Raw genomic sequence first — 24,503 nt, 5'->3', positions numbered from 1 at the left:
TATATAAATAAATATTTTGACTAATGTTGTATAGGTTTTTAGTCTTTTCTATCCTTAATTTCTACTGTTTGATGGGCTTCGGTCAGCATGGTGTAATCCGAGGAACGATACGTAATTCGGATGAACCAGTAGCTTTCGCTAATGTCTATTTGAAGCAGATAAACAGAGGAGCCAGCACAGATGCAAATGGAAACTTTGAACTCAAAGATTTGCCATATGGCACTTATGAGCTCACCATTTCCAGCATAGGATATTCTACCTTGAAGCGCTCGGTAGATATTAATATACCTTTGGTTGTATTGAACTTGCAACTCACTGAGGATAGTCACACCCTTGGTGAGGTGGTCATTACAGGCACTATGAAGGAGGTAAGTAGAGCTGAAAGTCCGGTGCCAGTAGAAATAATAACTCCTAAGCTATTTCAAAAGAACCCTACGCCTAGTCTTTTTGAAGCGGTAGGCATGGTCAATGGCGTGCAGCCTCAGCTTAATTGTAGCGTCTGCAATACAGGCGATATTCATATTAACGGTATGGAAGGTCCGTACACTATGATGTTAATTGATGGTATGCCCATTGTCAGTGCCTTGAGTACAGTTTATGGCCTTAATGGCATTCCCAATAGTATGGTGGAACGGATAGAGGTGGTGAAAGGGCCAGCATCATCATTGTACGGATCCGAAGCTATGGGAGGCATTATCAATGTGATCACTAAAAAGGTAGAAAATGCTCCGCTGCTCAGTGCGGATGTTTTTGCTACGAGCTGGGCTGAATTAAGCTTTGATGCGTCTATAAAGCACAAAATAGGTAAAGCCAGTAGCTTGCTGGGTGTTAATTATTACAACTACCAAAATCCCATCGATAACAACGATGACAACTTCACAGATATGACGCTCCAAAATCGTGTTTCTGTGTTTAATAAATGGAATTTTGAACGTAGAAAGAGCAAAATGGCAAGCCTGGCTGCCCGATATGTCTATGAAGACAGATGGGGAGGTGAAATGAACTGGGACAAGAAATGGAGAGGAACGGACAGCGTATATGGAGAAAGTATTTATACCAAAAGGGTGGAACTCATTGGTATGTATCAGTGGCCATCTAACCAGGATATATTTACTCAACTCAGTTATAATTGGCATAATCAAAACTCATGGTATGGCACTACGCCCTATTTTGCAACTCAGCAGGTGGCATTTCTTCAAACCTATTGGGATATGCAGTTATCAGAAAAACACAGCCTGCTTTTGGGAGCATCCTTCAGATATACCAACTACGATGACAATACCCCTGCCACAGCAAGTAGTGATGGCACTACCAACCAGCCGCAACATACGCCCATTCCTGGTTTCTTTATTCAGGACGAGTGGAAGGTATCTGATGATCATAAGCTATTGTTTGGTTATCGGTTTGATTATGATCAGAATCATGGTGGAGTCAACTCACCACGGTTGGCTTATAAATTCTCACCAAGTAGAAATCACATTATTAGAGGCAGTTTTGGAACAGGTTTTAGAGTAGTAAATCTATTTACCGAAGATCATGCTGCATTAACAGGAGCCAGAGAGGTGGTCATTACTGAAGAACTACTGCCAGAGCGGTCTTTAAATGTTAACTTAAATTACGAACTGAAAATACCGCATGATGATTTCTTTGTAGGGCTGGACATTACAGGCTTTTACTCATATTTTACCAATAAGATAATAGGTGATTTTGATTCAGGTCCGGATAAGATCATCTATGATAATCTTGATGGATATGCTATTTCAAGAGGCGTTTCGCTCAATACCGATCTTGTTTTTAACTTTCCTTTGAAACTCATAGCCGGTGTGTCATTTATGGATGTATATCAGGTAGAAGAAGATGAGCATGGAGATGAGTACAAATCACAACAGCTTCATGCTCCTAAATGGTCAGGCACTTTCACGGCTACTTATAATTTCCCTAAGTTTTTCGAGTTGGATCTTACCGGTCAATGGAACGGGCCCATGCGCTTACCAGTTTTGCCCAATGACTACCGCCCTGAGTATTCACCCTGGTTTGCCATAGTTAATGTTCAGCTCACCAAGAAGTTGAATAGGTCTTTTGAAGTATATGGTGGCATAAAAAACCTATTCAATTTTGTTCCAAATGATCCTATAATGCGCGCCTTCGATCCATTTGATAAGCAAGTAGATGATCCTGTTAATAACCCTTACGGCTATACTTTTGACCCGGGTTATAATTTTGCCTCAATGCAGGGTAGAAGAACATTCCTGGGGGTCAGATATAATCTGGTAAACTAGACCTCCTGTTTTTTCTTATTGGCATGAAGCCAAAATGAATAGGCAATAGGAACGAAGGCCAAAACGGTGACTCCCCAGATAGCAATTTTTGTCCCGTAGGCTGGAATGGCTATGGCGACAATGAAAAGTATCAGGCAGCCAAACATCCAGAGTCTACTGGTGAATCTGTGGGTCTTTCTCCAATTTTCAGGATCTTCTAATGTCCAGGGGGTTTTTACTCCTATGAAGTAATTCGGCTTTATTGATTGCATATAATTACCCAGTACTGCCAGAAATATTAAGAGCATAAAATGGCCATATTTGCTAAAAGAAATACTTTCATAAACGCCGGAGAATATCATAAATAAGCAAAGCGCCGTAATTAACGCGCTGGAGATAACCTGAATGGTGTAATATTTAGAACCCATAGTTGTTATCTTCTTCTTAGGGTCAAATCGGGGAATGAATTTAAAGAGTAAATACATAAATAGCGGTAAGCCTAGCATGATATACCATAGGTTCTCTTTCTTCGTCCAGTCGTCCGCTTCTCCTGATATGTTAAAATGTGTGGGTACTTCTGCGGCGAGTTGGTTGTAATAAATACCCAGGGTAATGATGGGCAGAAGCATGAGCAAAATTAAAAACAGCTCTTTGGTTATAGAAGTTTTCATGGTTATGGAGGTTTCACTTTTTTAAATTAAGCATCCAGGCCATTAGGTCATCTATCACCGTGGTGTTCAGCGAATAGATCACATATTGCCCTCTCTTTTCAGACGTCACCAAATCAGCTTGTTTTAATAGGTCCAGGTGATGAGAAATGCTTGGTTTGCCAATGTCAAAATGTTCGGCGATATCTCCAGCACTCATGTCACCGTGCTTTAAAAGTTCAAGTATCTCTCTTCTGGTAGCGTCGTTTAAAGCTTTAAATGCCTTATTCATAAGTTAAATGTAAATAAACTTTCATAATTCGACAAATATCGAAATATTGTTTTTAAATTAACCTCATGAAGAAATTAGCCCTAATAATATTATTCTGTCTTGCAGGCCATGTCTATGCGCAGGATTACCGTTCTGAAGAAGTAAGCTTCACCAATGATTCAACTAAACTGGAAGGAACGTTATCTTTCCCAAAAGGAGATGGACCTTTTCCGGTGGTTATACTTATATCTGGTAGTGGCGCGCAAGATCGGGATAGTGATCTCATGGGTTTCAAGGTTTTTAAGATAATGGCAGATAGCCTTAATGAGGCAGGTATAGCCGTGCTCAGCTATGACGAAAGAGGAGTAGGGAAGTCTACTGGGAAATCTGTAGGCCACTCTACCTCAGCGGAGCTAGCTGATGATGTTTTGGCTGCAGTTCATCTCCTGAGTGAAAGAAAGGACATTAGCAGTATTGGTATGTTGGGGCATAGCGAAGGAGGAATTATTGCTCCAATGGTAGAGGTTCAAAGTGAAGAAGTCGATTTTCTGATCTTGTTGGCTGGTCCGGGAATTCCGGGGAAGGATGTGATAGCTACTCAGCAAAAAGCCATGCTAGCACAGAACCCAACCTTTACTGAAGATTATATTGAGGAAGCGTTAAAGGTAAATTCCATAATTATGGAGATGATGAGTGCAAATTCTCTCTCAGAAGAGCAAGCTGTAGATTCAATCGCTTCACTTTTAAAAGAAAGCATTAAAAAATTGCCCGATGCTATTAAAAACAGTATCACTGATCCTGATTTATTCAGTAAAACTCAAGCCACAAATGCCTATAAGCAATTCCAAAGCGAGTGGATTAAGTTCTTTATTAGCTATGATCCTTTGCCTACTTTGAAGAAAGTAGATGAGCCCATTTTGTTATTGTTTGGGGGAAAGGATTTACAAGTAACAGAATCAGACAACAGGCCTGTAATGGAGCAAGCTTTAAAAGAAGCGGGTAACAAACGAGTAACAGTAAAGGTATTTCCAGAAGCAAATCATCTATTTCAAAAGGCTAATACGGGCAGCTCAATGGAATATGCCACATTGGATAAAGCTTTTACGCCAGGTGTATTAACTCTGATCGCTGAATGGATTAAAACTGAGGGTGTGAAGAAATAGTGTTGTGCCTCACTTGGCCGGAAGGGACTCAATTCTTCCGGCCAATGAGGACTTCAACAAAATCAACTATTTACTGGCTAGTTGAATATCGCCTTTAATGTAAAGCTGGATAGCCTTTCTTATTTCGGCTTTAGTTTTTTCACTATCATGATCTCCTTTAAAGTCATCTTGTAGGGCAAAAAGTCTCTCATAAAGATGCTTCTCGTCTACTTTAGTTTCGAAGGCTAACGTCTTTCTGGTATCAAATACCTCGGCCCATACCGCACGAACATCTGCCCAGAAAGCACCGTTTTCTGCCCACCACGTTTTAGCAGCTGCACACTTGCTTTCATCAGCTTTGTTATAGTTGTTCATGCCTTTTTCCTGAGCAATGAGCTTGTCAGAGCCATCAGCTCTCAGCACCTTATCGTTATCCTGCTCATGAACCCATCCCTCTTCAGTAATTTCCTGACGGTTTCTTCTCACCATCACATTGTAATCATCACGCTTAGTGTATTCACGTCTCGGAAGTGGTGCATCGGTAGTGTTTTCCCAATAATTTCTGCCATCCACATGTATCCAGCTAGATGAACCTTCATACCTTGGGCTATCATCTACCTGATACACCTCTTGTGTCCACTGGCCTTTAGCCTCTTCTTTAGATAAGGTTACAGGCTTCCAGGTTTTGTCTTTATCATAAGTGTATAAATCAGTGTCCTGGAAAATCCAGTCTTGTCGCCAGTGCTTAATGACCATGGTATCACGAATAACCAATAAATGTTGCAGACTAAGTTTGTCTGATCCGTCTTCAATTAACGCTACATATTCATAAGCATGAGAGGCATAATTGTCATGGTATTCATAATCTCTTTGCGGAGAGAAGGTCTCTGCGAAATTGAAATATACCTTATAGCAGCCTGTCATGGCTTTGATGGAAGCGATGTCTTGCTTTTTGCTCTTTTGAGCCCACACTAAGGCGGGGCTCAAAAGAAGCATAATCATTGTTAACTGTTTCATATTCTTTAAAGATTTAATTCAAGTGCTCAAACTGGAACTGTGGTCCGGTTTCGTTGTCATTGTTATAGTATGAAGTAAATTGAAGCTTGAAGATATTTCCATTGGCATCTTCAATGATGTAAACCTGATCAGGGTAAGCAACATAAGAGTAGTTTTCACCTAAGCCTCTCCAGCTTATACCAATGGTATTGAAATCTTCTTCATTCGCATTTAATGCAGAAGTAGCATCTGCTAAGCTCACATCTTCATAGGTCTTGTCACTTTCTTCCAGATCAATTCTGGCAGTTTTGGTGCTGCCGAAGAAGTTATGGTAAGCGGCTTGCGAGTTGTAAATATGACTCATGGTTGGCCCCATTTGTACAAACTGAGAGGTGGCTCTTACCAAAATATCCCATTCATTAGCTTTAGGCTCTACAGGCACCTCACCGTTACTCAGGTGCACATATTTGAAAGAGTAGTCAGACGATTTGCTAATTGTAAATGTTTGATCATCAGTGCCGTCTATGTTAGCAGCGTGAACAATGTAATCATTACCATCTTTGCTGATCTGCACCTTTTTCCAACCTCTGGATTCGGCACCTTCGCCATTCGCTGTGACGCCTCTATCAATGATGTAAACATTACTCAGGTCTCCATCTACATCCCAGTTATAGAATACCGTTTCTGATAAGTCTCCACTAAACATGCTGCCACCTTCAGGGATATCTAAATTGCTACTACTTTGTAGGCTGAGGCCAACGGTATCTTCAGGAGTAATGGCTGTAAATTCGGTCTCTTCGGTTTCCTGAGCAAGCATTAAGGTGCTGGCATTTAGTAGAATGTTGAATCCCTCTCCAGATGATTCCAAAGCCAGGTCATAGTTGTTTCTATTTACTTTGGTCATGACAAACTTATCTAAATCTACAAAGTAGAAATAGTCTCTGGCTTCACCGCCTACGTCTGCTGTTACAGCGGCAGAAGGGGTAACATAGTTTTCAGAGAAAGTGGCAGTAACTGATTGATTATTACCAATAAGGAAATCAGTGCTCGGCTCAGCTGCAATAGCAAGTGAGATGCTTTTGTCTTCCTCGATATTTAAGGCTTCACCTTGTGAAACTGTAATTTCAACAGATTCTTCTCCCTCGACAAATGGAATGTTGATTACATTATTTTCAGCGGCAGGGGCAGTGAAAAAGTCATTGCTTGCACCATAAACCAAGTCTCCCGCCGTGATGGTGACAACCAATGTTCCTGCTACCTCAGCAGGTCTTGAAAATATAATGGTGGCGGTGGCATCACTTGATCCGCTTACGCCAATGGTGGTGTTTTCAAAGTTGAGAGATACTGGCTCCGGCCCAGAATCATCATCACCACAGGAGGCAATTATCAGGGTTAGTGACAGTAATAAAAAAGTGTATAATTTGTTCATATTCATTGTATTATGTGTTATTTATTGGATTGTAAATTGAAATTCATTTGTATGAAATAAGATCTGCCATATCCTATAGAAGTCTGGCCGGTGCTGCTGGAATGTGCTCCACCTGAATTGAGGTTGTTATTTACTGTAGTTACATTCAATAGATTTTTAGAACCCACAGAAACGCTGGCCCAGGCATTGATTGGTTTCGCAACGGTAAGGTCTAAAAAATGATAGGCGTCTCGGCTCTGTAGTCTAGGAACCATTTCCTCACCTTCTTCCACCAGGTTGTAGCCTTTAGACTTTCCATTATAATTATAGAATAGCGAAAAGGATAGCTCCGGCTTGGGTAGTCTGTATTCAAAGCTGCCTGTCAGTTGAGTTCCAAATAAGAACTGCGGTACATCATAGCTCAGGTTAAGGTTTTGATAGGTGCCAATATAGCTGAAGCCCGCACTCACCGATAGGTTAGAGTGCTGCCACTGAGTGCTAAATGATCCTCCGGTAGTCTTGTATTCGGATATGTTTTGATAAGTGGTGGCCTGGTCAGGATTGTTCTCCTGAGGAGTGATGTAGCCTATCCTGTTTTTGATATAGTTATAAAAACCAGATACGGTGGTTTTAACTCGTTGATTAAATAGAAATTGGGTGTAATCAGCATTCACCTGATGTGAATATTCTGGTTCCAGCTCTTCGTTACCAATAATGCGGTGATTGGTGTCAATAAACTCATGGTATAATTCTCTGAGAGACGGCGCCCTGAATCCCCTGCCATAACCTAAACGAACTTGAGAATTGTCAGAAATATGGTATTTAAAATTTACGGCAGGGGAGGGAGCCGTTTTGTAAATGCTGTGGTAGCCATATCTAATGCCGGGTTTAATCAGAAGCTTTTCACCAGCTTTTATCTCTGCGCTGATAAATAAGTTAAGGTCCGTAGCTGATTTATCACCATCACTGAGCTTAGTACTGCTGGCGGTTTCATGGTTGCTGTCAAAGCCTATTTCAGCGCTTCCCCAGGCCCATTTTATGCCGTTCAGGGTGTTTCTGTGGAAGATGGTTTTGAAGGAAACGGAATCCTGTTTAGTGGTCGCTCTATCATTAGTGACCAGGTTGAGTGTGTAGGCATCAGTAATTCTCAGATAATCGGTATAAGACAGAACAGGCTGAAGTTTCAGCTTACCCCAGGTTATTTCTGATTGAAGTTGATGATTCCATCTGGTGGTGATGTACTCTTCATCATTTGCTTTCGCATCGTAAAGTCCAGTGCTTGGCGTTCCTAAATTTTCTATAGTTTCATGCAGATAATTAGTGCGATAGTAGAGTTCAAAACCTTCAGAGCTATAGCGCGCTAAGCCACCCAGGTTATATTGCTCCTTCGGATACCATTGGCGATTTCTATCATCATAATTTTCAAGATCGCCAATCCAGCCACCAAATTTATTGTAGCGCCCTTCACCTTGAAAAAACCATTTGTCAGTAGCCTGATAGGCAAAAGTTGCAGCAGGAGCATGAATTCCTTCATCCAAAATGCTGTAGGAATTTTCTACGGTCTCCTCATGCAGCTTGAGGTTCAACTTCCATTGAGGACTAATTTCTTTCTTGGTAATGATATTGATCACACCAGCTAGTGCATCGGCCCCATAATTCACGGCCATAGGTCCTTCTATGATTTCTATCTGCTGTATGTTGTTGATATTGAGCTGGTTCAGATCAATGGCATTATTCACACCACTACGACCAGCCATAGGCACGCCATCAATGAGAATTTTTACATACTGTCCCGGAAGACCAAGCAATGAGATGTCCGAGGTACCAACCGCATTATCTCTGCTAAACTGGATGTTAACTTCATTCTTTAGTACTTCTTGAATGGTAACAGCCGCTTGCTTTTGAATGCGATCAGCAGAAATGGATTTAACCATGTACACAGAATTCTTTGCTGACTGTGGATTGTACTGTGAAGTGATCACAACCGGATTCAACAATGTGGTATTAGGCTCAAGATAAATGGTGGTGTTTATCTCGCTAATCGTTGTCTCAAGCCCTTTGTATTCAACGTGTGATATTTGTATGGTAAAGCTGGGTGTTAGATGGGTGTATACCTGACCCTCAGCATCTGAAATGCCGTTTTCGAAATTTGATCCTGCAATGAATCTTATCTGTGCTCCTTCAATAGGCAGGTGAGTGTCTTTATCAAGAATAGTGACACTAGACTGTCCATAGAGTTGGCCTGTGATGAATATGATGTATATTATTACTAGCTGCTTCATTATTTAGATTAATTCTAAATAATGCAAATGTAGAGCGGGTGGGTTTGGTTGGCAATCGCTAGTGCTGATGAAATTTTATCACTACTACTAGTGATTACCTAGCTAATGCTGATGATCACATCAATTGTAGATCAATGGCGTGAGTGACAAACTCTACTGGAGACTGGATGGATAGTTTTCTGATTATGTTCTTTCTATGAGAATTTACGGTATGAACACTTAGGTTCAAATCCACCGCAATGCTTTTGGTACTTTCTCCCTTGGCTACCAGTTTCAGTACTTCTTTCTCTCTTGGAGTCAGAGTAGAGTCAGATTTTTGCCCTAATAGTAAGTCCATAAATTGATGAGAATAGAATTTTCTTCCCAGTAAACATTGCTCAATGGCCTGACTTATCTCATGAACAGATGCGTTTTTGTGCAACAGTGCTTTTACACCAACATCATAGAATTGCTTCAAGCTTATTTGATCCATATTCTCGCAGCATAGGATAATGTGCTCTGACCAGTTTTTCTTTAAGATGGCAGCGCAAAGGGAAGGAGTGATGCAGTCAGGATCGTATTCCAGGATGGTTAATTTTACCTGCTGTGACTCCATGAATGGAGAAATATTCTCTAAATCATATAAATTACCAGCAACAGTGAGATCAGTATGGTATTGTAGTAGACGCTCATACCCCAAATGGACAAGCGGAGAACGATCTACCAACAACACCTTATTCATATTTATTTTTATTTAGACTAATTTTAAACAAAGATAAATATGTTCTGCAATTCTGCAAGTTGAATTTTCAGAGATAATGAAAGGAGCCACTTATCCCTCCCATCAAGTGGCTCTTTCAAATGATTATTCTACAATGATTTTTTTAACCATTTTATGGTCATCAGTGGTAACCTGCAGCAGGTATAGACCCGTTCTTAGCTTTTGTTCAACCACCAGTTCACGAGTAAACTGAGCTTCAGATTCCATTAACAGATTGCCTCTTACATCTAGAATTTGAACAGTGGCTTGCTTCACCTCATGATCAAATGCCACATGTAGGTCTTCACCCTGATGAGCTGGGTTAGGATATATCTGATTGTCAGATAGTTCTATGTCCATTACACTGGCTATTTTTGCATTGCTGGCGGCATTGCTCACCAACCATTGCTGGTTAGGATGGCTGCTGCCACTCCATTGGCCTACAATGGCGCCGTTGTTATTTCTACCCATTCCATCCAGATATAGGCCTGTGGCTCTGTTTCTATATCGGATGTAGGCACCACTCTGTTCCTGCGCCCACTGTTGATTGTATGATGAGCTATTGCTCCATTGCCCTACATTGGAGCCATTAGAAGTTCTGCCCATGCCATCAAGATACAGACCGGTAGCTCTATTTCTTAATTTTATGTAGCTGCCGCTGCTGATTACTTCCCATTGCTGATTATAGCTGGAGCTTCCGGCCCATTGATAAGCGTCAGCGCCGTTACTGGTCTGTCCAAGTCCATCCAGATAAATGCCTGTGTTACGGTTTTGAAGACGAATGTAACTGGAGCCACCACCGCCGCCATTGCCGATATTAAGGCTGTAGCTATTCACTGTGAAATTGCCATTAGAAGCTGATGTGATCTCAAATCCAAATTGTATTTCATGAATATTGGTGTTGCTGCTGAAATACCCATTGCTGGCAAGCCACTGCGACATTTGTGTAATGTTTACAGTGGCAGCGTTGGTATTGCTGGTCCGCAAAAACGAGTATACTGTAGCACTTCCGTTGGTGCCTTCATAAAGATTCCAGGTATGGCCTCCTATATTGACATTAGTAGCTACAGGGCAGGCTGAGCTGGGATATCCATTGCATCCATAATTATAGGATATTGGTCCCATGGCACCAGCCCAGTTCATCCAGAGCATTACTTCATAGGCGTAGTTATTATACCAAATGTCAAAGGCAGAGTTATACGAACCTGAAGACGGCCTTGACAAATTAAAGGATGCTGTGATGTTAGGCATAGATCCAACCGAGTAGTTTACATCGTAATCTACATTAGGGTAGGATTTTATTCCTCCCGAAGTAGGATGGTTGGCGGTAACGCCCCAGTTTGAAGGGCTATAAGCCCACAGGCATTGGCTGCCGGCACCGCTACCCCAGATGTTGTTATAAATGGTGTAACCATTAGTTTGCCATGATCCCCATTGATCGCATGTGGAGTAGTTTTGGGCCAGTACCGGAGTAAGAATACATAGGTAAATAATGAAAATTGCATTTAACTTTTTCATAATAGTAGGTTTAGGTTTATTAAAAGGGCGAGAGGGACCCTAATGATAAGTTAGCAATTCTTTTTACAACAAGTGTTTTATTTACACTTAATATTTTTCATGCAGCTCAGCGCTGCAATTATGTTTTGATTAATAATATTGCTTCATTTGTTTCTTCTAAATCGATTGTATTCCATCATGTCTTATAAAAGTCTATTACTCTCCAGTTCTCTAATTCTGTTTTTATTATCATCAAATGTACAGGCTCAGTTTAGCGTCAATGCTAATTTCAGGGCCAGGGGAGAGTTCAGAGATGGTGCCCGGGAATTGCTTTCAAAGGATCAGGATGCTGCCTTTGTGGTGTCACAAAGAACTAGACTTCTTACCAACTATAAAAAGGATAGGATTGAGCTACAAATGTCATTTCAAAACGCCAGAATTTGGGGGGTAGAAGCTGATAGGGCAAATACAGGAAATATCAACCTGTCAGAAGGCTGGTTAAGGTATCAATTGGGGGATTCATCAAAGTTTTATGTTAAAACCGGTAGACAGCATTTGGTTCTTGATGATGGCCGTATTTATGGTATGAGAAATTGGAATGATATAGCTGTTTCTCATGATATGTTATTGTTAGAATATGTTGGTGATCAACTGTATATGAAATTGGCCGGAGCATATAATAACGACTCTTATGATACTTATAAACAGGCCTATGAAACCAATTTCTACAAGTACATGGGCGTATTATGGCTGAATTATGCCTTGAACAAGCAATGGCAAGGTTCGTTTTTACAGTCTGTTGATGGAAGGGAAAATCCTGATGATCACACGGAAACACATACCAGATTTACTTCCGGTGTCTATTTTCAAAAGGATCGTGGAGAGTCTGCTTTTGCTTTGAAATCATCGTTCTATTATCAATATGGGGTTCACCCGAATGGTTCTACTGTAAGTGCTTATATGTTATCCATTCTGCCTGCTATCACTGTGGCAGAAAAGCTTACTACTACTTTTGGCGTAAACTACTTTAGTGGCAATGAAGTGGATGACACTAGCGGCAAATACAAAGCTTTTAATAAATTATTTGGCGATGCTCATAGGTATTATGGGTATATGGATTATTTCCTAAATATCGAAGAAGATGCGAAAGGAGCAGGTTTGAGAGAACTTCGTTTTGAGGTGGATTATCAGTTTAACCCCAAAACTAGTCTGGAAATCGTAGCCACAAATTTTGCGGTGGCAGGCAGTTTAATTGACGAGACCTCACCCACAGTTCCTTACATGGTAGATGGTAACCTGGGCACTGAGGTGGACGTTCAGTTTACTCATCAGCTGGGAGAAAAAGTGAGCCTTACAGTGGCTTATGCCAGAATGTTTGCCAAGGATGAGATGGAAGTGCTGAAGGGAGGAGATGCTTCTCGTAGACAACAATGGGCAAATATTATGCTGGTAGCTACCCCGTCATTGTTCAATAGTAAAAGTAAATAAGGATGAGGCTGCTGCTTAAAAATAAATGCAGCTGCTTTTCCAAATCAGACAAAATATAAAAAGGCCGCTCTTATAAAGCGGCCTTTTGTAAATTTTTAAATGGTTGTTACTCGCACCACAGTCTAACCAGCTTTATAACTGACTCCCCCTGATAATCTACAGTAACACCGTGTGGTCCGCATACGTAATCAAACCAGCCACCCTGGCGGTTATCAAACTCATATAAACCTTCACCACATAGATCATCTTCTTCTATAAAGAAAAATCCATTTGATGTTTCCATATAGCCCGGGTAGTATCTTCTTCCGTCGCCTTCGGTAATAGTACATCCCTCTGGAGTGCTATAAACGTTGAGTACCCAATCTTCCTCAAGCGAAATGTTTACATCACCTCTGGTGTAGGTGAAAGCAATGGTCATCGCCGGAAGTTCATCGTCACCATATGCAGCAATGGCAGCGTCTACAACTTCTTGAGGAACACTGCTTTGAGTAGCTACTCTGGCGTTAGTTTCTTGCTTTTCTAAGGTGTTAACAGATTGCATTTCTTCCTTTTGGCTGTCTTCACAGGCCGTAAAAAAGAACATAGCGGCACAAACTAAAATTGAAAGTTTTTTCATTTTTAAAGGATTTAGTGTTGATTTAATATAACACTAAACTACTTTATGCCATTTTAGTATTCTAATATTTATAATTAAATGAATATTAATTTTAGGTTTTTTGCCTGGAGATAATTTTAATGAGGCTGTATTTTATGCTAGATCCGTCTGCAGGAGGATTCTTTATTTCTGTCTTTTCAATTTGGAGATTATAAACATAACCGCTGGTGAACTCAAAGTTTTCTATGTTACCATAAAAAAGATCCCATTCTTCAGTATCTAGCTTGCTACCTTGCTGCACCAGGAAGCACTTTTGTGGGCCTTCGCCTACACAGTCTACCTGATAATGATTAACCCGGAAGTTATAATCATCATTATATACTTCATCATCTTCGCAGCGACTGCAAGCCGCTACCATGAAAAATGTAAATGCAAATAATAGGATGGTTTTCATAAGTTGTGGTTTTACTATATGACACCATATTTGCTGAGAAGGTTGTTGAGCTATTCCGCTGGCGCTAATTCTATTTCTCTATGTTTGAGACCCCATTCTACCATAGCGTCTAATACATGGCTAAGCATCATGCCAGAGTGGGTAAGTTCGTATTCTACTAAAACAGGTGTTTGATCATATACTTTTCTTACAACAATACCATTAACTTCAAGCTCCTTCAGTTCCTTAGATATCATTCTGGGTGTAATCTCCGGGAGAATCCTTTTGATATCAGAAAAACGTTTCTTTTCGAAAAGCATAGTACTTACAATAGCAAGTTTCCATTTACCAGTAACCACATTTAAGGTGTCTCTTAGTGCCAATACATATTCTTTAGGACACTCTATACCGTTGAAATAAGGCTTTTCCATATCAATTATTTTTAAGATGGTATACAAATGTATACTGATATACTTTAGTATACTAGTATATAATGTATAGCAAATGTAGTTTAGTTTTGCTTCATAATCAAAAATAAAAACAAGATGATTTTAATAACAGGAGCAACAGGTCACTTAGGAAGTGCGGTAATAGATAGTTTGCTAAAACAAACAGACGCGGCAGAGATCGTAGCGTTGGTAAGAAGTGAAGAAAAAGGCCAATCTCTGAAAGACAAAGGGGTAAACATAAAAATTGGAAGCTATGATGATATTGCCTCTCTAGAAAAAGCGATGCAGGGCGTAGATAAGGTTCTTCTTATTTCTGGTATGGATGAGCACAGGCTGGAGCAGCATAAAAATGTTGTAAATGCAGCCAAGCAGGCCGATGTAAAGTTAATCGGTTATACCAGTGTTGCTTTAACTGATTGGAAAGCTTCCGAAAATGCCTTGATGAATAGCCACTTCGAAACGGAAGAATACATTAAGGAAAGCGGGCTAAATTATGCCTTTTTTAGAAATACCCTTTATGCAGATGCTCTACCGATGTTTTTAGGTGAGCAGGTTTTCGAAAGAGGTATTTTCTTGCCAGCAGGTGACGGTAAAGTTCAATACGTTTCAAGAACAGAAATGGCAGAGGGAATTGCCAATGCCCTGGTTTCGGATGATGTAGACCATAAAGTTTATGACATTGTGAATACTCAGGCGTACTCTTTTGCAGATGTGGCTGCCATTCTAAGTGATTTGGCTGGTAAGAACATTAGCTATACAGCTGCGGACACCGAGGCTTTCATTTCTGTGATGAAAGATGCTGGTGTACCAGGTTATGCTATTGATTTAACTGTAGGGTTCTGTACTGATATCAGAAATGATGTGATGGATGTACCTAGTAACGACCTTAAAGAATTATTAGGTAGAGAGCCGAAGGACTTAAAGCAGAGTCTTAAGGAGATTTACAGTTTGTAAATTCTGAGAAATTTAAATAGAAGGGTTCTGAATGATGGTTGGTCATTCAGAACCCTTTTTTGTTTGAAGCATTTTAGTTACGGATGTCAAATATGAAAGGAAAATTGTCTACCAGATGGAAAAATTAAAAGATGGATTAATATTAACTCTCTGATTATTAGTTAATTAATGATTTGGTATTAAGGTTGTGCAGGTGAAAAAGACAGGTAAGGATCTGTATTATTTTGTTAAAGTTTTACTTAGACCTGCTGCATGATGAAACTGACTACCAACAAGAAAATAGTAGGAATTTTTGCTCTCGTTCTGATAATATCAGTAACAGGAGCAGCATATAACTCCCTTCAAACCCAAAAGCTTAAAGGAGAGATTGATAAGATTTACAATGATAACCTTATCAGTATTGATTATCTCATTGAAGCGGATAGAGATGCCTATCAGTCTAGTTTAGCCATATCTCAGGCCCTTTCCCCACATATTTATAATGACTATGATCACTTTCATAAAGCCTTGATAGATATTAGTGGAAACCTAAAGCAGGTCTATAATAGGTATAGCAAGTTCTATGAGATTTCGGCCTTCACACAGGAAGACGATTATAAAATGTATGATATTACTTTCAGGCAAGAGTATCAGAAGCTCACACATATTAGTGATTCTATCATTATCCACTTAAAGAATGAGGACTGGAAAAAGGCATCTGAATTATATTACACAGATTATTATCAAACCTCCCATGCGTGAAGCCATGGATAAGTATACTGATCTCAGTTTAATGTCAGCCAACAATGCTTTTAAAACTAGCATGAGAATGAGCGAAGGTATATTCCGAAATTCTATGATTGTGGTAGGGCTCATGATGATATCTATTCTGGCTGGAGGAATGTATTTAAGAAGAAGTATTAACAAGCCGCTATCAGAAGCTATGGAAATAGTAGATAGAATGGCTGAAGGAGATTTGAGAATTCATATTGATCGATCTAATTACAACCCTAAAGATGCCATAGGCTTTTTATTACATAAGATGTATGATATGCATCAAAGTCAGAAGCAGGTTATTGAGGCTGTTAAGAATGGTGCGGCTTACATTAGTCAGGCCAGCATTGAGCTGAATCAGTCAGCGGAGCAGCTGTCTGAAGGGGTGAATTTACAAGCTAGCTCGGTAGAGCAGATTTCTACCTCTATGGATGAAATGACTACCAATATCATGCACAACGCCAGCAATGCCAATCAGACGGAAAAAATTGCTGACAGCTCCAATACACAGGTAGAGGCTTCTAACCAATCAGTTCAGAAAACGGTGGAAGCCATGGGAGACATTGTGAATAAGAATTCGATCATTGAGGAGATTGCCAGACAAACCAATTTATTGGCACTTAATGCGGCGGTAGAAGCGGCCAGGGCAGGGGAGCACGGTAAGGGGTTTGCTGTAGTGGCAGCGGAGATTAGAAAGTTAGCAGAGAAAAGTCAGAATGCTGCCAAGGAGATTCAGGAGATCTCGGGTAGCAGCGAGAAGGTGGCACGAATGGCCGGACAAATGCTCACCACGCTGGTAAGCGAGATCGGCACTACCAGTACATTGGTGTCTGAAATTAGTGTTGCTTGTAATGAACAGCAGGAGGGAGCGCATCAGATCAATACCGCTATTCGTCAATTTAATATTGTAGTGCAACAGAATGCTTCTAGCGCTGAGCAACTGGCTGCCAACTCTGATGAGCTAAATAAACAGTCCAAAATTTTACAAGAAGCAGTTTCATTCTTTACGCTGGATGAGAAATTGACCTACTCGGAGTTTGATTCCAATTTTGGTAGTATGTAATGTTCCGGGCAATAGTCCATTCTGAATTTTCCTCTTCATTTGAGATGTTTTGATTTGCATTCAAAATACTGAATAAGGTGTAAGGCATTCTTTCTTATTTCTTTGATCTTTGTTCAAAGAGCAACAGACCTTATTCATGACACAAGATAATCCACTGCAAATCAGGCAGGTAAACGCTACTCGGTATGTTACGCCTTTAAGAGAAGGTGGTTCTATGCCAGCCATTATCGAGGCAGATGATGAATTTCTTTATGTACTTAAATTTCGAGGAGCCGGGCAAGGCACCAAGGCGCTTATAGCAGAACTCATTGGTGGAGAAATAGCCAGAAAGCTAGGCTTTCTTATGCCTGAGTTGGTTTTTGTAGATCTTCCAGTCGGTTTCGGGCAGATGGAGGGTGATGAAGAAATCCAGGACCTGTTGCAAAGTAGTGTTGGAATTAATCTTGGTCTCCACTATTTATCACACGCCATCACTTTTGATCCGCAGGCTACTGAGGTAGATGCCACTCTGGCCTCTAAAATAGTGTGGTTAGATGCGCTTCTGATGAATGTGGATCGTACAGTGAGAAATACTAATATGCTCTGGTGGCATAAAGAGTTATGGCTGATTGATCATGGTGCTTCATTATATTTTCATCATTCATGGAATAATAAAGATGGCAACCAGGGGTTTGCTCTCATCAAGAACCATGTATTAATAAAAAAGGCCACTGAATTAGAAGCAGTTGATGCGCAGTTTAAAGGTTTAATTTCAGATGAGTTTATAGAAAGTCTAGTAGATACTATACCTGATAATTGGCTTAATGATGATCATATTTTTGAAAATAAAGATGAGCACCGTGAAGCCTATAAAACCTTTCTTAAAACCAGAATAGCGAATTCACAATCATTCATTAAAGAAGCAGAAAATGCAAGATTATCACTTATATGAATACGCCACTATCCGCCTGATACCCAGGGTAGAGCGAGGCGAGTTTATCAATATAGGTGCTGTTTTGTATTGCAAGCATCTCCGGTTTTTAGAAAGCAAATTTCACTATGATGTAGAGAAGATCAATGCTTTATTTACCGAAGTGGATCATGAAGTGGTAAAATCCTATATAGGATCTTTCGAGGCTATTTGCAAAGGAGTTAAAGCTGGCGGAGCTATAGGTGAGCTGCCCTTAGCAGAACGATTTAGATGGCTTACCGCGACAAGAAGTACTATTATACAAACTTCACCTGTACACCCTGCTTACTGCAAGGATGCTGGTGCTACTTTGAATAGGTTGTTTGAGGAGTTGGTGTTGTGATGCGAATACTAGCAGTAGTTATTCTCGCGGCATTTACACTTTTGATCATAAGGGTGAATGTTAAGCTATATCCACAAGAGAGCACCGAGACGGAGATTAAGGTTGACATTGTTAAACAACTTAATTTTATCGAAAATGAGTTGAAAAATGAAGATCTGGGAGATAGAATGCAGAAGCTATTTCCTGAGGGTTTAATTTTCGTTAATGCCTTATATGGTTTAGCCTGGTGTGAGCTGGCTGGCACTGAGATAGAAGATACATTGAAAACTAGAGCTATCAAGGAGGCCGTTTATGCTTTTGATCAGATTAATAGCCAAAAGGCAAAGAATTACTTCCCCCTTTATCTGCAACCTGAGTATGGCATATTTTATAATGGCTGGAGCAACTATCTGCTTTCTAAAATTTTTATAGTTTCTAATGACTTTCCTGAAGCTAATAGGCTCAGGCATTATTTTTTAGAACAAAGTGATTCCATAGCTCTTGCCATACAGATGTCATCCACGCCCTATTTGCAATCATATAATCAATTATCCTGGCCGGCAGATACCTATGTGGCAATGGCCTCCTTGGCCAATTATGACAAAGCATTTGCACCCAAATATCAGAATTTAATCAAAGGATGGTTGGGCAGGTCTGAAGAGTTAGTTGATAGTAGCACTAAGATGATACCTCATCAGGTTAATTACCAGAATGGAACACCGATACAAGGACCAAGAGGTTGCTCAATGGTGCTTATACTTAGAATGCTCAAAGAAATATATCAGGAATTTGCCAATGATCAATACGCAAAATTAAAAGAGCAGTTTGTTAGTTCAGCCGTGGGCCTGCCTGCAGTGAGAGAATATCCAGATGGAGAGTTTGGTCTGGGAGATGTGGATTCGGGTCCAGTAATTTTGGGAGTGGGGTTTTCTGCCACTATCACCTCCATCGGACTTTTTTCCATGTTTGGTGATTACGAGCTTTCTCATGCCCAATATCAAACTGTGCATGCTTTTGGTCTGGATATAGAATCCAAAGACTCCAAACAGTATTTATTAGGTCAGCTACCAATGGCTGATGCCTTCATTGCGTGGGGAAGAGCAACAGCTCTTAATTACAAGCATAAAGATTCAGATACATCAAAGGTCTCATTCGTTACTTTTCATCTGATCTCTTTCCTGACATTGATAATACTTTGGTTGATCTTATATAGAAAGTCTTTGATTTCAATCATTAGAAAATAACTGGGTATACGAATTATCGTATATTGTTGCCATCATTCCCCACCGTGGTAGAATAAAATTCCGGTTTTAGCATACGAAATCCCTCTAAAGTGATAATGAGGCGTAAGGCATGGTTTTAGGTTATTGAATGTCAAACATTTAATAATCAAAAATCAACAACCAATATGTCAACTATTACACAAACAGCGCGCTCAGCGAAATCATCATTTGAGTATACTGAATGGAAGGAAAAACTAGCCCGTATAGGTCATGCTGCTAAGGGCGCAGTTTACGGTATAGCAGGTGTACTAACACTACTTGCGGCCTTTAATATGGGCGGACAAAAAGCTGGTAAATCTCAAGTAATTGACTTCCTTGAAAAACAACCCTTTGGACAGGTCTTAGTTATTCTAATGGCCATAGGATTAGCTTGCTATGCATTCTATAGATTCGTGCAGGTAGCAGGTAAGTCAGAAAAGCTTGAGAAGAAAGAAGAATGGAAAAGAAAAGTGATGAAGGCCGGATTTTTCATATCAGGCGTTATCTATTTAGGTTTTGCAGTGTATGCTGTAATGCAAGTATTAGGTAGTTCAGGATCAGGTTCTGGAGGTGGAAAACAAGGAATAGTATCTTCTATGTTACAACATACCTGGGGGGTGGTTTTAATTTATATTGCAGCTGCACTTTTAATGGTTAAGGCCATATATCAAATTATTAAAGTAAAGAATAAGGAATATTATGAGGGAGTAAGAGGAATGAATGTAGGTGTGAAGAAGGCAAAATCTATTGTGAAAAAAGCTGGTGCTATAGGATTTATAGCTAGAGGTATATTAATAGGTATCACGGCTTATTTCTTCTTCCAGGCTGCTAATAATCATGATGCTTCACAGGTGAAGGGTACTTCAGGTGCATTTTCATTCTTACAAGAATCAAGCAGTGGACCATGGTTAATGGCTGCAGTAGCTATTGGACTAATAGGATATGCTGTTTATATGGTAGTAGTATCAAGATATAAAGAATTCCACATTAAGTAATTAGGAATTAAACTATATAGAAAAGGCCGTTTCAGATTTTGAAACGGCCTTTTTGTATTAGTAGTACCAAGCTCCTTAAGCAGCTGGAAGCTTATGATGCTTTAACCAAAAGTCACATATATCTGCCACCATACCTTTTATCTGCTTAAAACCTCCTGGCTTAGTAACATATGCATTAGCACCCAGCTGGCTGGCCTTTTGTATATCAGTCGGATTATCTGACGATGAAAGCATGACCACCGGTATATTCCTGTATAAGGAAGAGTCTCTCAATTCACGAAGAAATGTAAAACCATCCATATCAGGCAAATCAATGTCTAATAGAAACATCTTTGGAAGTGATATTTCACCATTACTTAGAGCTCCCATAGCATCCGTAGCTTGTCCGTAGATGCCGTATTCTATAGTCTCTAAATCTTTCAAAGCTTTAGAGAGAAAAAATGTAAAGTCTTCGTTGTCTTCTACACAAACAATATCCATGTTATTGCACTTTATTAAATGTAATCTTAAAAATTGATCCCTTTCCAACTTCACTGGTAACTTCAATAGTACCATTATGCTTAGAAATTAATTTCTTAACAATACTCAATCCAACGCCGGAACCTTGTATTGCAGGATCTCTATTCACACGCTTAAATAATCTAAAAATATTATTTAAATCCTTGGGATCAATGCCCACACCGTTGTCCTCTATATATAAATCAATTTTCTCTTCATTTTGTTCGCTAAATACTTTAACATAGCACTCTTTATTTTTGTCCCGGTATTTCAGCGCGTTCTCTACCAGATTAAACAGTATCTGAAAAAGCATTACAGCATTGCCCTGGATAATGAGATCTGGAGATAGCTCGTTTTGAATAACGCAGTTGGGTGACTCTTTGTGCAGCTGTGCTTGAATCTCCTCAATTACCTCATGCACGTTAACATCAGTGAATTCTACCTCTGCCTGGGTTACTTGCGCATATGACATTACCTCCTTGATCATTTTTTGCATCAATTCAGTGTTTGACATCACCTTTTGTAAATAGAAGTTGTCAGCTACATCTAGCCCTTCTTCTTCCAGATACAGCTCCAGATAACCATGAATGTTATTCAATGGTGTTCTCAGATCATGAGATAGGGTATAGCTAAAGGTATTTAGCTCGTCATAAGCTAAAGTCAGTTTTTCATTTAATCTTCTTACCTCATTGGATTTAAGCCTTAGATAGGTTTCAATCTTTTCCTTTACCACTTTTGCTGCTTCCACTTCATAGGGGCGCCAGCTCTCAGAAGTATTGGAAACAGTAGTTTCCCACTTTTCAAATGATTTGCGAGGTGATAAGGATACAACACCTTCGTCGCTGGTAGTAAGCACCTTATCAGGTTTACCCGCCCAGCTTACATTCTGTATCTTTTCCGGCTTAAACCAAAGAAGACACTCTTTAAGCTCTTTAGATATGACCACTATCATCAGACCACTGGCCACATCTTTCATTTTCTCAGTAAAAGGGTATAAATGTGCAAGAGATGTGGTGTGAAAAACATCCTCTTGAATATCACTATTGAAAAAAGCATCAATAATAGCCTTCACATCATTTTCTGAAGGAGTTTCTCCAATTACTGTTATTTCATCTTGAATAAACAAAGCAGCACCTTGAGCTCTGTTTAAAGAGAGTAAATTGGTATTGTGTGATGTTAGTCCAGATTTTAAATTCCAGTCTTCTCTTATCTGAGTCTCCAGAGTTTGGACCACATGCTCATATTTGTCTCTTTGCTCAGCTAAATCTTTGTCAGACTTTAACTCCACGATATTAGAAAGATAATGCGATATGATTTCACTAGCCTTTCTGGTATTATAATCTAGAAATTTTGGCGAATAATGATGGCATGATACTAGCCCCCATAGTTTACCATGGCAAAGTAGAGAAATGGAAAAACTGGCCGTTACGCCCATGTTTTTCAAATATTCTATATGCACCGGAGAAACTGACCTAAGCTGACAGAAACTTTGATCCAATGGTTTATTTGACTTGGAGAGAATGTGAACAGGTTCAGAAAGTGTGCTGGCTATGTGCCTGGTTTTATTCTTGGTGTAAAGTATACGAGCCTGTCTGGGTATATCTGTAGCCGGGAAATGCAGGCCTAAATAAGGCTCAAGATCGCTTTCCTTAGCCTCAGCTATCACTTCGCCACTCCAGTCATCATCAAACTGATATATCATCACCCTGTCCATGCCTAGCAAGTCCTTAAGTTTAATACTAGCTACCGCAAAAATTTCTTTCAGGGTTTTGTTAGATACATTAAGGTGAATGAGTACATCACCTAGGAATGAGTTGATTTCCAGTCCCTTACTATCATTTGTTTCGGGTTCAAATTCTAGGACAATGAGATCAGATATAGTATGTGTGATCAGGTTATAAGGCACACCATTTAGAGTAATGCTGTAAGGATTATAACCATCAAAATTTTCCGTTCTTACCTGAGTGTTAAGAAGCTCTACTAGCGTGTTTCCACTTACCGAAGTGTTGATTTGACCATCAATGATGTCAATTTTTTCACCAAGTAGCTCGCCTTTAAACAGCAATTCTATGTTTTCACTTACATACTTGATGATATAATCATGCCTATTTACGCCAACAAGATAGCCATGAGATTGAATGGAACCAATGAGATGTATTTTTTCATCTTCACAACGTTTTAATGCTTCTTTTATAAAAGTACTATCAGCCATTATTTAGTTAACACGATGGGTTTAGGTTATGAAATTTATTACGCACAAAAAAGAAAGTATAACAGAGTTTTTATGATATGGTTATAAGTTTATTAATAAAAATAAAAATTGTTGTTAAACAGTCAAACCTGTTATCACTTATAGCATCCCATTTGGATACATATAATGGCTAGTTTTCCGAATGGTGGAAAAAACATGAGTTTAAACCACGAGAGTATAAGCAAAACAAACCCAAGCTAAACCGTTCTACACTTCACTTTTCCCGATTTCGAAGTATGGGTGTATAAATTCATCTGTTTGGCATCTCTATTGGTATTAATGTATTGAACTTAAAGTGAAGCGAAATGAAACGGATTATAAGTATTATTATATTTATTCTCCTGATGGTTGCCGCTTATGCCCGACCTTCAGGATTAGAGTGTGGGCGGAGTTTGTTAGTTGATGAATCAAACGACATGTGTTGCCCTGGATTTTTGAACCTTTCAATGACAGGGCAAGGTGATTAAGTTGAAAAGATATAAAAGGCCAAAAGAGATTGAAGATACTACTCGAGAAGTAGGGTTAAATTGGGTTCGAATAAAAAACTTCTAAATTAAATTTTAGGAGTTTTTTTATGTTTGTATAGTTTGTAACAAATCCAGTTATTGTTTTCTCATGTATTATCCACGCATTAAGAATATCATTTCTCATTTCATGGTCATGGATGAGGCCTTGATAGAGGAGGCTCATGATCGGCTCATCACTTTTGAGTATAAGAAGAATGACTACATATTGAGAAGCAATGAGGTGTGCAATTACTTTTACTTTATAATGAAAGGAGGTGCCAGGTCCTTCTATATCACCAAAAGTGGGATAGAAAAAACCAGGTTAATTGCTTTTGAGGATAGAATTCTTACTGTATTACAGAGTTTTACTCAGCAGCAACCTTCTCTTGAATCACTTCAAGTACTTGAAGATACTGTTCTTTTAGGCCTACACCGGGATTCATTTTTCTACCTGCTGGACAAATACGCTGAGTGGGATCGGTTTTACCGTATGATGCTAGAAGAGGCTTTTTTCTTTCAGAATAAAAAAATAGAAAATCACATTACACTTACTGCCCAGGAGCGCTTTGATCTACTGCTGGAAAAAAGACCCGAGTTTATTCAGCGGGTATCTAATAAGGTGCTGGCAAGCTTTTTAGATGTAAGGGAGGAAACCCTCAGCCGATTAAAGTCCAAAAGTCGATTTTGATCTAGGTCAATGTTTTAGGGTGAGCGTTCCTGTTCTTTTGCAGTCATAAATGTTACA

23 protein-coding genes are annotated in these 24,503 nt (G+C 39.6%); 11 read left to right on the top strand and 12 right to left on the bottom strand.

Annotated elements, in window-relative coordinates; genetic code table 11:
• Positions 1 to 23 precede the first annotated feature (23 nt).
• Positions 24 to 2,279: a TonB-dependent receptor gene (locus tag LVD16_RS17700; RefSeq protein ID WP_233769611.1), complete on the top strand. Its 2,256-nt coding sequence runs from the start codon at positions 24 to 26 to the stop codon at positions 2,277 to 2,279.
• Here the strand turns inward: LVD16_RS17700 and LVD16_RS17695 are convergent.
• Together LVD16_RS17695 and LVD16_RS17690 are read right to left on the bottom strand one after the other, a co-directional pair.
• Positions 2,276 to 2,929, bottom strand: a complete 654-nt coding sequence (locus LVD16_RS17695) for an SdpI family protein (RefSeq protein WP_233769610.1) — start codon at positions 2,927 to 2,929, stop codon at positions 2,276 to 2,278. The genes LVD16_RS17700 and LVD16_RS17695 overlap by 4 nt on opposite strands.
• Before the next feature lie 13 nt (positions 2,930 to 2,942).
• Positions 2,943 to 3,197, bottom strand: a complete 255-nt coding sequence (locus LVD16_RS17690; protein ID WP_233769609.1) for an autorepressor SdpR family transcription factor — start codon at positions 3,195 to 3,197, stop codon at positions 2,943 to 2,945.
• Positions 3,198 to 3,262: 65 nt separating this feature from the next.
• Between LVD16_RS17690 and LVD16_RS17685 the strand changes: the two genes are divergently transcribed.
• Positions 3,263 to 4,339, top strand: a complete 1,077-nt coding sequence (locus tag LVD16_RS17685) for an alpha/beta hydrolase family protein (RefSeq protein ID WP_233769608.1) — start codon at positions 3,263 to 3,265, stop codon at positions 4,337 to 4,339.
• 66 nt (positions 4,340 to 4,405) lie between these two features.
• Here LVD16_RS17685 and LVD16_RS17680 read toward each other — a convergent pair whose 3' ends face one another.
• The 5 genes from LVD16_RS17680 to LVD16_RS17660 all read right to left on the bottom strand — a co-directional run bounded on the left by LVD16_RS17680 (position 4,406) and on the right by LVD16_RS17660 (position 11,261).
• Positions 4,406 to 5,335: a DUF6607 family protein gene (locus LVD16_RS17680; protein WP_233769607.1), complete on the bottom strand. Its 930-nt coding sequence runs from the start codon at positions 5,333 to 5,335 to the stop codon at positions 4,406 to 4,408.
• Positions 5,336 to 5,348: 13 nt separating this feature from the next.
• Entirely contained in the window at positions 5,349 to 6,743 is a 1,395-nt protein-coding gene (locus LVD16_RS17675; protein WP_233769606.1) for an HmuY family protein, read from the bottom strand.
• A 17-nt stretch (positions 6,744 to 6,760) separates the two neighbouring features.
• Positions 6,761 to 9,004: a TonB-dependent receptor plug domain-containing protein gene (locus tag LVD16_RS17670; RefSeq protein WP_233769605.1), complete on the bottom strand. Its 2,244-nt coding sequence runs from the start codon at positions 9,002 to 9,004 to the stop codon at positions 6,761 to 6,763.
• A 115-nt stretch (positions 9,005 to 9,119) separates the two neighbouring features.
• A complete protein-coding gene (locus LVD16_RS17665) occupies positions 9,120 to 9,725 on the bottom strand; it encodes a response regulator transcription factor (protein WP_233769604.1) in 606 nt (201 codons plus the stop codon).
• Positions 9,726 to 9,848: 123 nt separating this feature from the next.
• Positions 9,849 to 11,261 (bottom strand): RICIN domain-containing protein, encoded by a 1,413-nt coding sequence (locus LVD16_RS17660; RefSeq protein WP_233769603.1) that lies wholly within the window; start codon positions 11,259 to 11,261, stop codon positions 9,849 to 9,851.
• Positions 11,262 to 11,438: 177 nt separating this feature from the next.
• Here LVD16_RS17660 and LVD16_RS17655 point away from each other — a divergent pair, with 177 nt between their 5' ends.
• On the top strand, positions 11,439 to 12,728 hold the full coding sequence (locus LVD16_RS17655; RefSeq protein WP_233769602.1) for an alginate export family protein: 1,290 nt from the start codon (positions 11,439 to 11,441) through the stop codon (positions 12,726 to 12,728).
• Between the two features lie 106 nt (positions 12,729 to 12,834).
• On the opposite strand, the gene LVD16_RS17650 is transcribed toward LVD16_RS17655, so the two are convergent.
• The 3 genes from LVD16_RS17650 to LVD16_RS17640 form a co-directional block, all read right to left on the bottom strand.
• On the bottom strand, positions 12,835 to 13,344 hold the full coding sequence (locus tag LVD16_RS17650) for a hypothetical protein (protein WP_233769601.1): 510 nt from the start codon (positions 13,342 to 13,344) through the stop codon (positions 12,835 to 12,837).
• 91 nt (positions 13,345 to 13,435) lie between these two features.
• Positions 13,436 to 13,777, bottom strand: coding sequence for a DUF4377 domain-containing protein (locus LVD16_RS17645; RefSeq protein WP_233769600.1), 342 nt, complete (start codon positions 13,775 to 13,777; stop codon positions 13,436 to 13,438).
• A gap of 50 nt (positions 13,778 to 13,827) precedes the next feature.
• Positions 13,828 to 14,187: a winged helix-turn-helix transcriptional regulator gene (locus LVD16_RS17640; RefSeq protein WP_233769599.1), complete on the bottom strand. Its 360-nt coding sequence runs from the start codon at positions 14,185 to 14,187 to the stop codon at positions 13,828 to 13,830.
• Between the two features lie 114 nt (positions 14,188 to 14,301).
• On the opposite strand from LVD16_RS17640, the gene LVD16_RS17635 reads away from it, so the two are divergent.
• The 7 genes from LVD16_RS17635 to LVD16_RS17605 all read left to right on the top strand — a co-directional run bounded on the left by LVD16_RS17635 (position 14,302) and on the right by LVD16_RS17605 (position 20,503).
• A complete protein-coding gene (locus LVD16_RS17635; protein WP_233769598.1) occupies positions 14,302 to 15,159 on the top strand; it encodes an SDR family oxidoreductase in 858 nt (285 codons plus the stop codon).
• Positions 15,160 to 15,411: 252 nt separating this feature from the next.
• Positions 15,412 to 15,900, top strand: a complete 489-nt coding sequence (locus LVD16_RS17630) for an MCP four helix bundle domain-containing protein (RefSeq protein WP_233769597.1) — start codon at positions 15,412 to 15,414, stop codon at positions 15,898 to 15,900.
• Positions 15,836 to 16,975: a methyl-accepting chemotaxis protein gene (locus LVD16_RS17625; protein ID WP_233769596.1), complete on the top strand. Its 1,140-nt coding sequence runs from the start codon at positions 15,836 to 15,838 to the stop codon at positions 16,973 to 16,975. The genes LVD16_RS17630 and LVD16_RS17625 overlap by 65 nt, the downstream gene beginning before the upstream one ends.
• A 136-nt stretch (positions 16,976 to 17,111) precedes the next feature.
• On the top strand, positions 17,112 to 17,906 hold the full coding sequence (locus LVD16_RS17620) for a HipA family kinase (RefSeq protein ID WP_233769595.1): 795 nt from the start codon (positions 17,112 to 17,114) through the stop codon (positions 17,904 to 17,906).
• On the top strand, positions 17,884 to 18,267 hold the full coding sequence (locus LVD16_RS17615; protein ID WP_233769594.1) for a DUF3037 domain-containing protein: 384 nt from the start codon (positions 17,884 to 17,886) through the stop codon (positions 18,265 to 18,267). Before LVD16_RS17620 ends, LVD16_RS17615 begins: the two co-directional genes overlap by 23 nt.
• A complete protein-coding gene (locus tag LVD16_RS17610) occupies positions 18,267 to 19,490 on the top strand; it encodes a hypothetical protein (RefSeq protein WP_233769593.1) in 1,224 nt (407 codons plus the stop codon). The genes LVD16_RS17615 and LVD16_RS17610 overlap by 1 nt, the downstream gene beginning before the upstream one ends.
• Positions 19,491 to 19,654: 164 nt before the next feature.
• Positions 19,655 to 20,503 carry a DUF1206 domain-containing protein gene (locus LVD16_RS17605; RefSeq protein WP_233769592.1) on the top strand — a complete coding sequence of 283 codons (849 nt, stop codon included), beginning with the start codon at positions 19,655 to 19,657 and terminating at the stop codon, positions 20,501 to 20,503.
• A 75-nt stretch (positions 20,504 to 20,578) separates the two neighbouring features.
• Here the strand turns inward: LVD16_RS17605 and LVD16_RS17600 are convergent, their stop codons facing one another.
• Both LVD16_RS17600 and LVD16_RS17595 read right to left on the bottom strand, forming a co-directional pair.
• Positions 20,579 to 20,983, bottom strand: coding sequence for a response regulator (locus LVD16_RS17600; RefSeq protein WP_233769591.1), 405 nt, complete (start codon positions 20,981 to 20,983; stop codon positions 20,579 to 20,581).
• A gap of 1 nt (position 20,984) precedes the next feature.
• Entirely contained in the window at positions 20,985 to 23,213 is a 2,229-nt protein-coding gene (locus LVD16_RS17595) for an ATP-binding protein (protein ID WP_233769590.1), read from the bottom strand.
• Between the two features lie 654 nt (positions 23,214 to 23,867).
• Between LVD16_RS17595 and LVD16_RS17590 the strand changes: the two genes are divergently transcribed.
• On the top strand, positions 23,868 to 24,446 hold the full coding sequence (locus LVD16_RS17590) for a Crp/Fnr family transcriptional regulator (RefSeq protein WP_233769589.1): 579 nt from the start codon (positions 23,868 to 23,870) through the stop codon (positions 24,444 to 24,446).
• The last annotated feature ends 57 nt before the right edge of the window (positions 24,447 to 24,503 follow it).

Origin of the sequence: Fulvivirga ligni (assembly GCF_021389935.1) — a bacterium.
In the GTDB taxonomy this organism is placed as follows: domain Bacteria; phylum Bacteroidota; class Bacteroidia; order Cytophagales; family Cyclobacteriaceae; genus Fulvivirga; species Fulvivirga ligni.
Note: the sequence above shows the minus strand (reverse complement) of the source record. Positions and strands in the feature narration are given on the sequence as shown.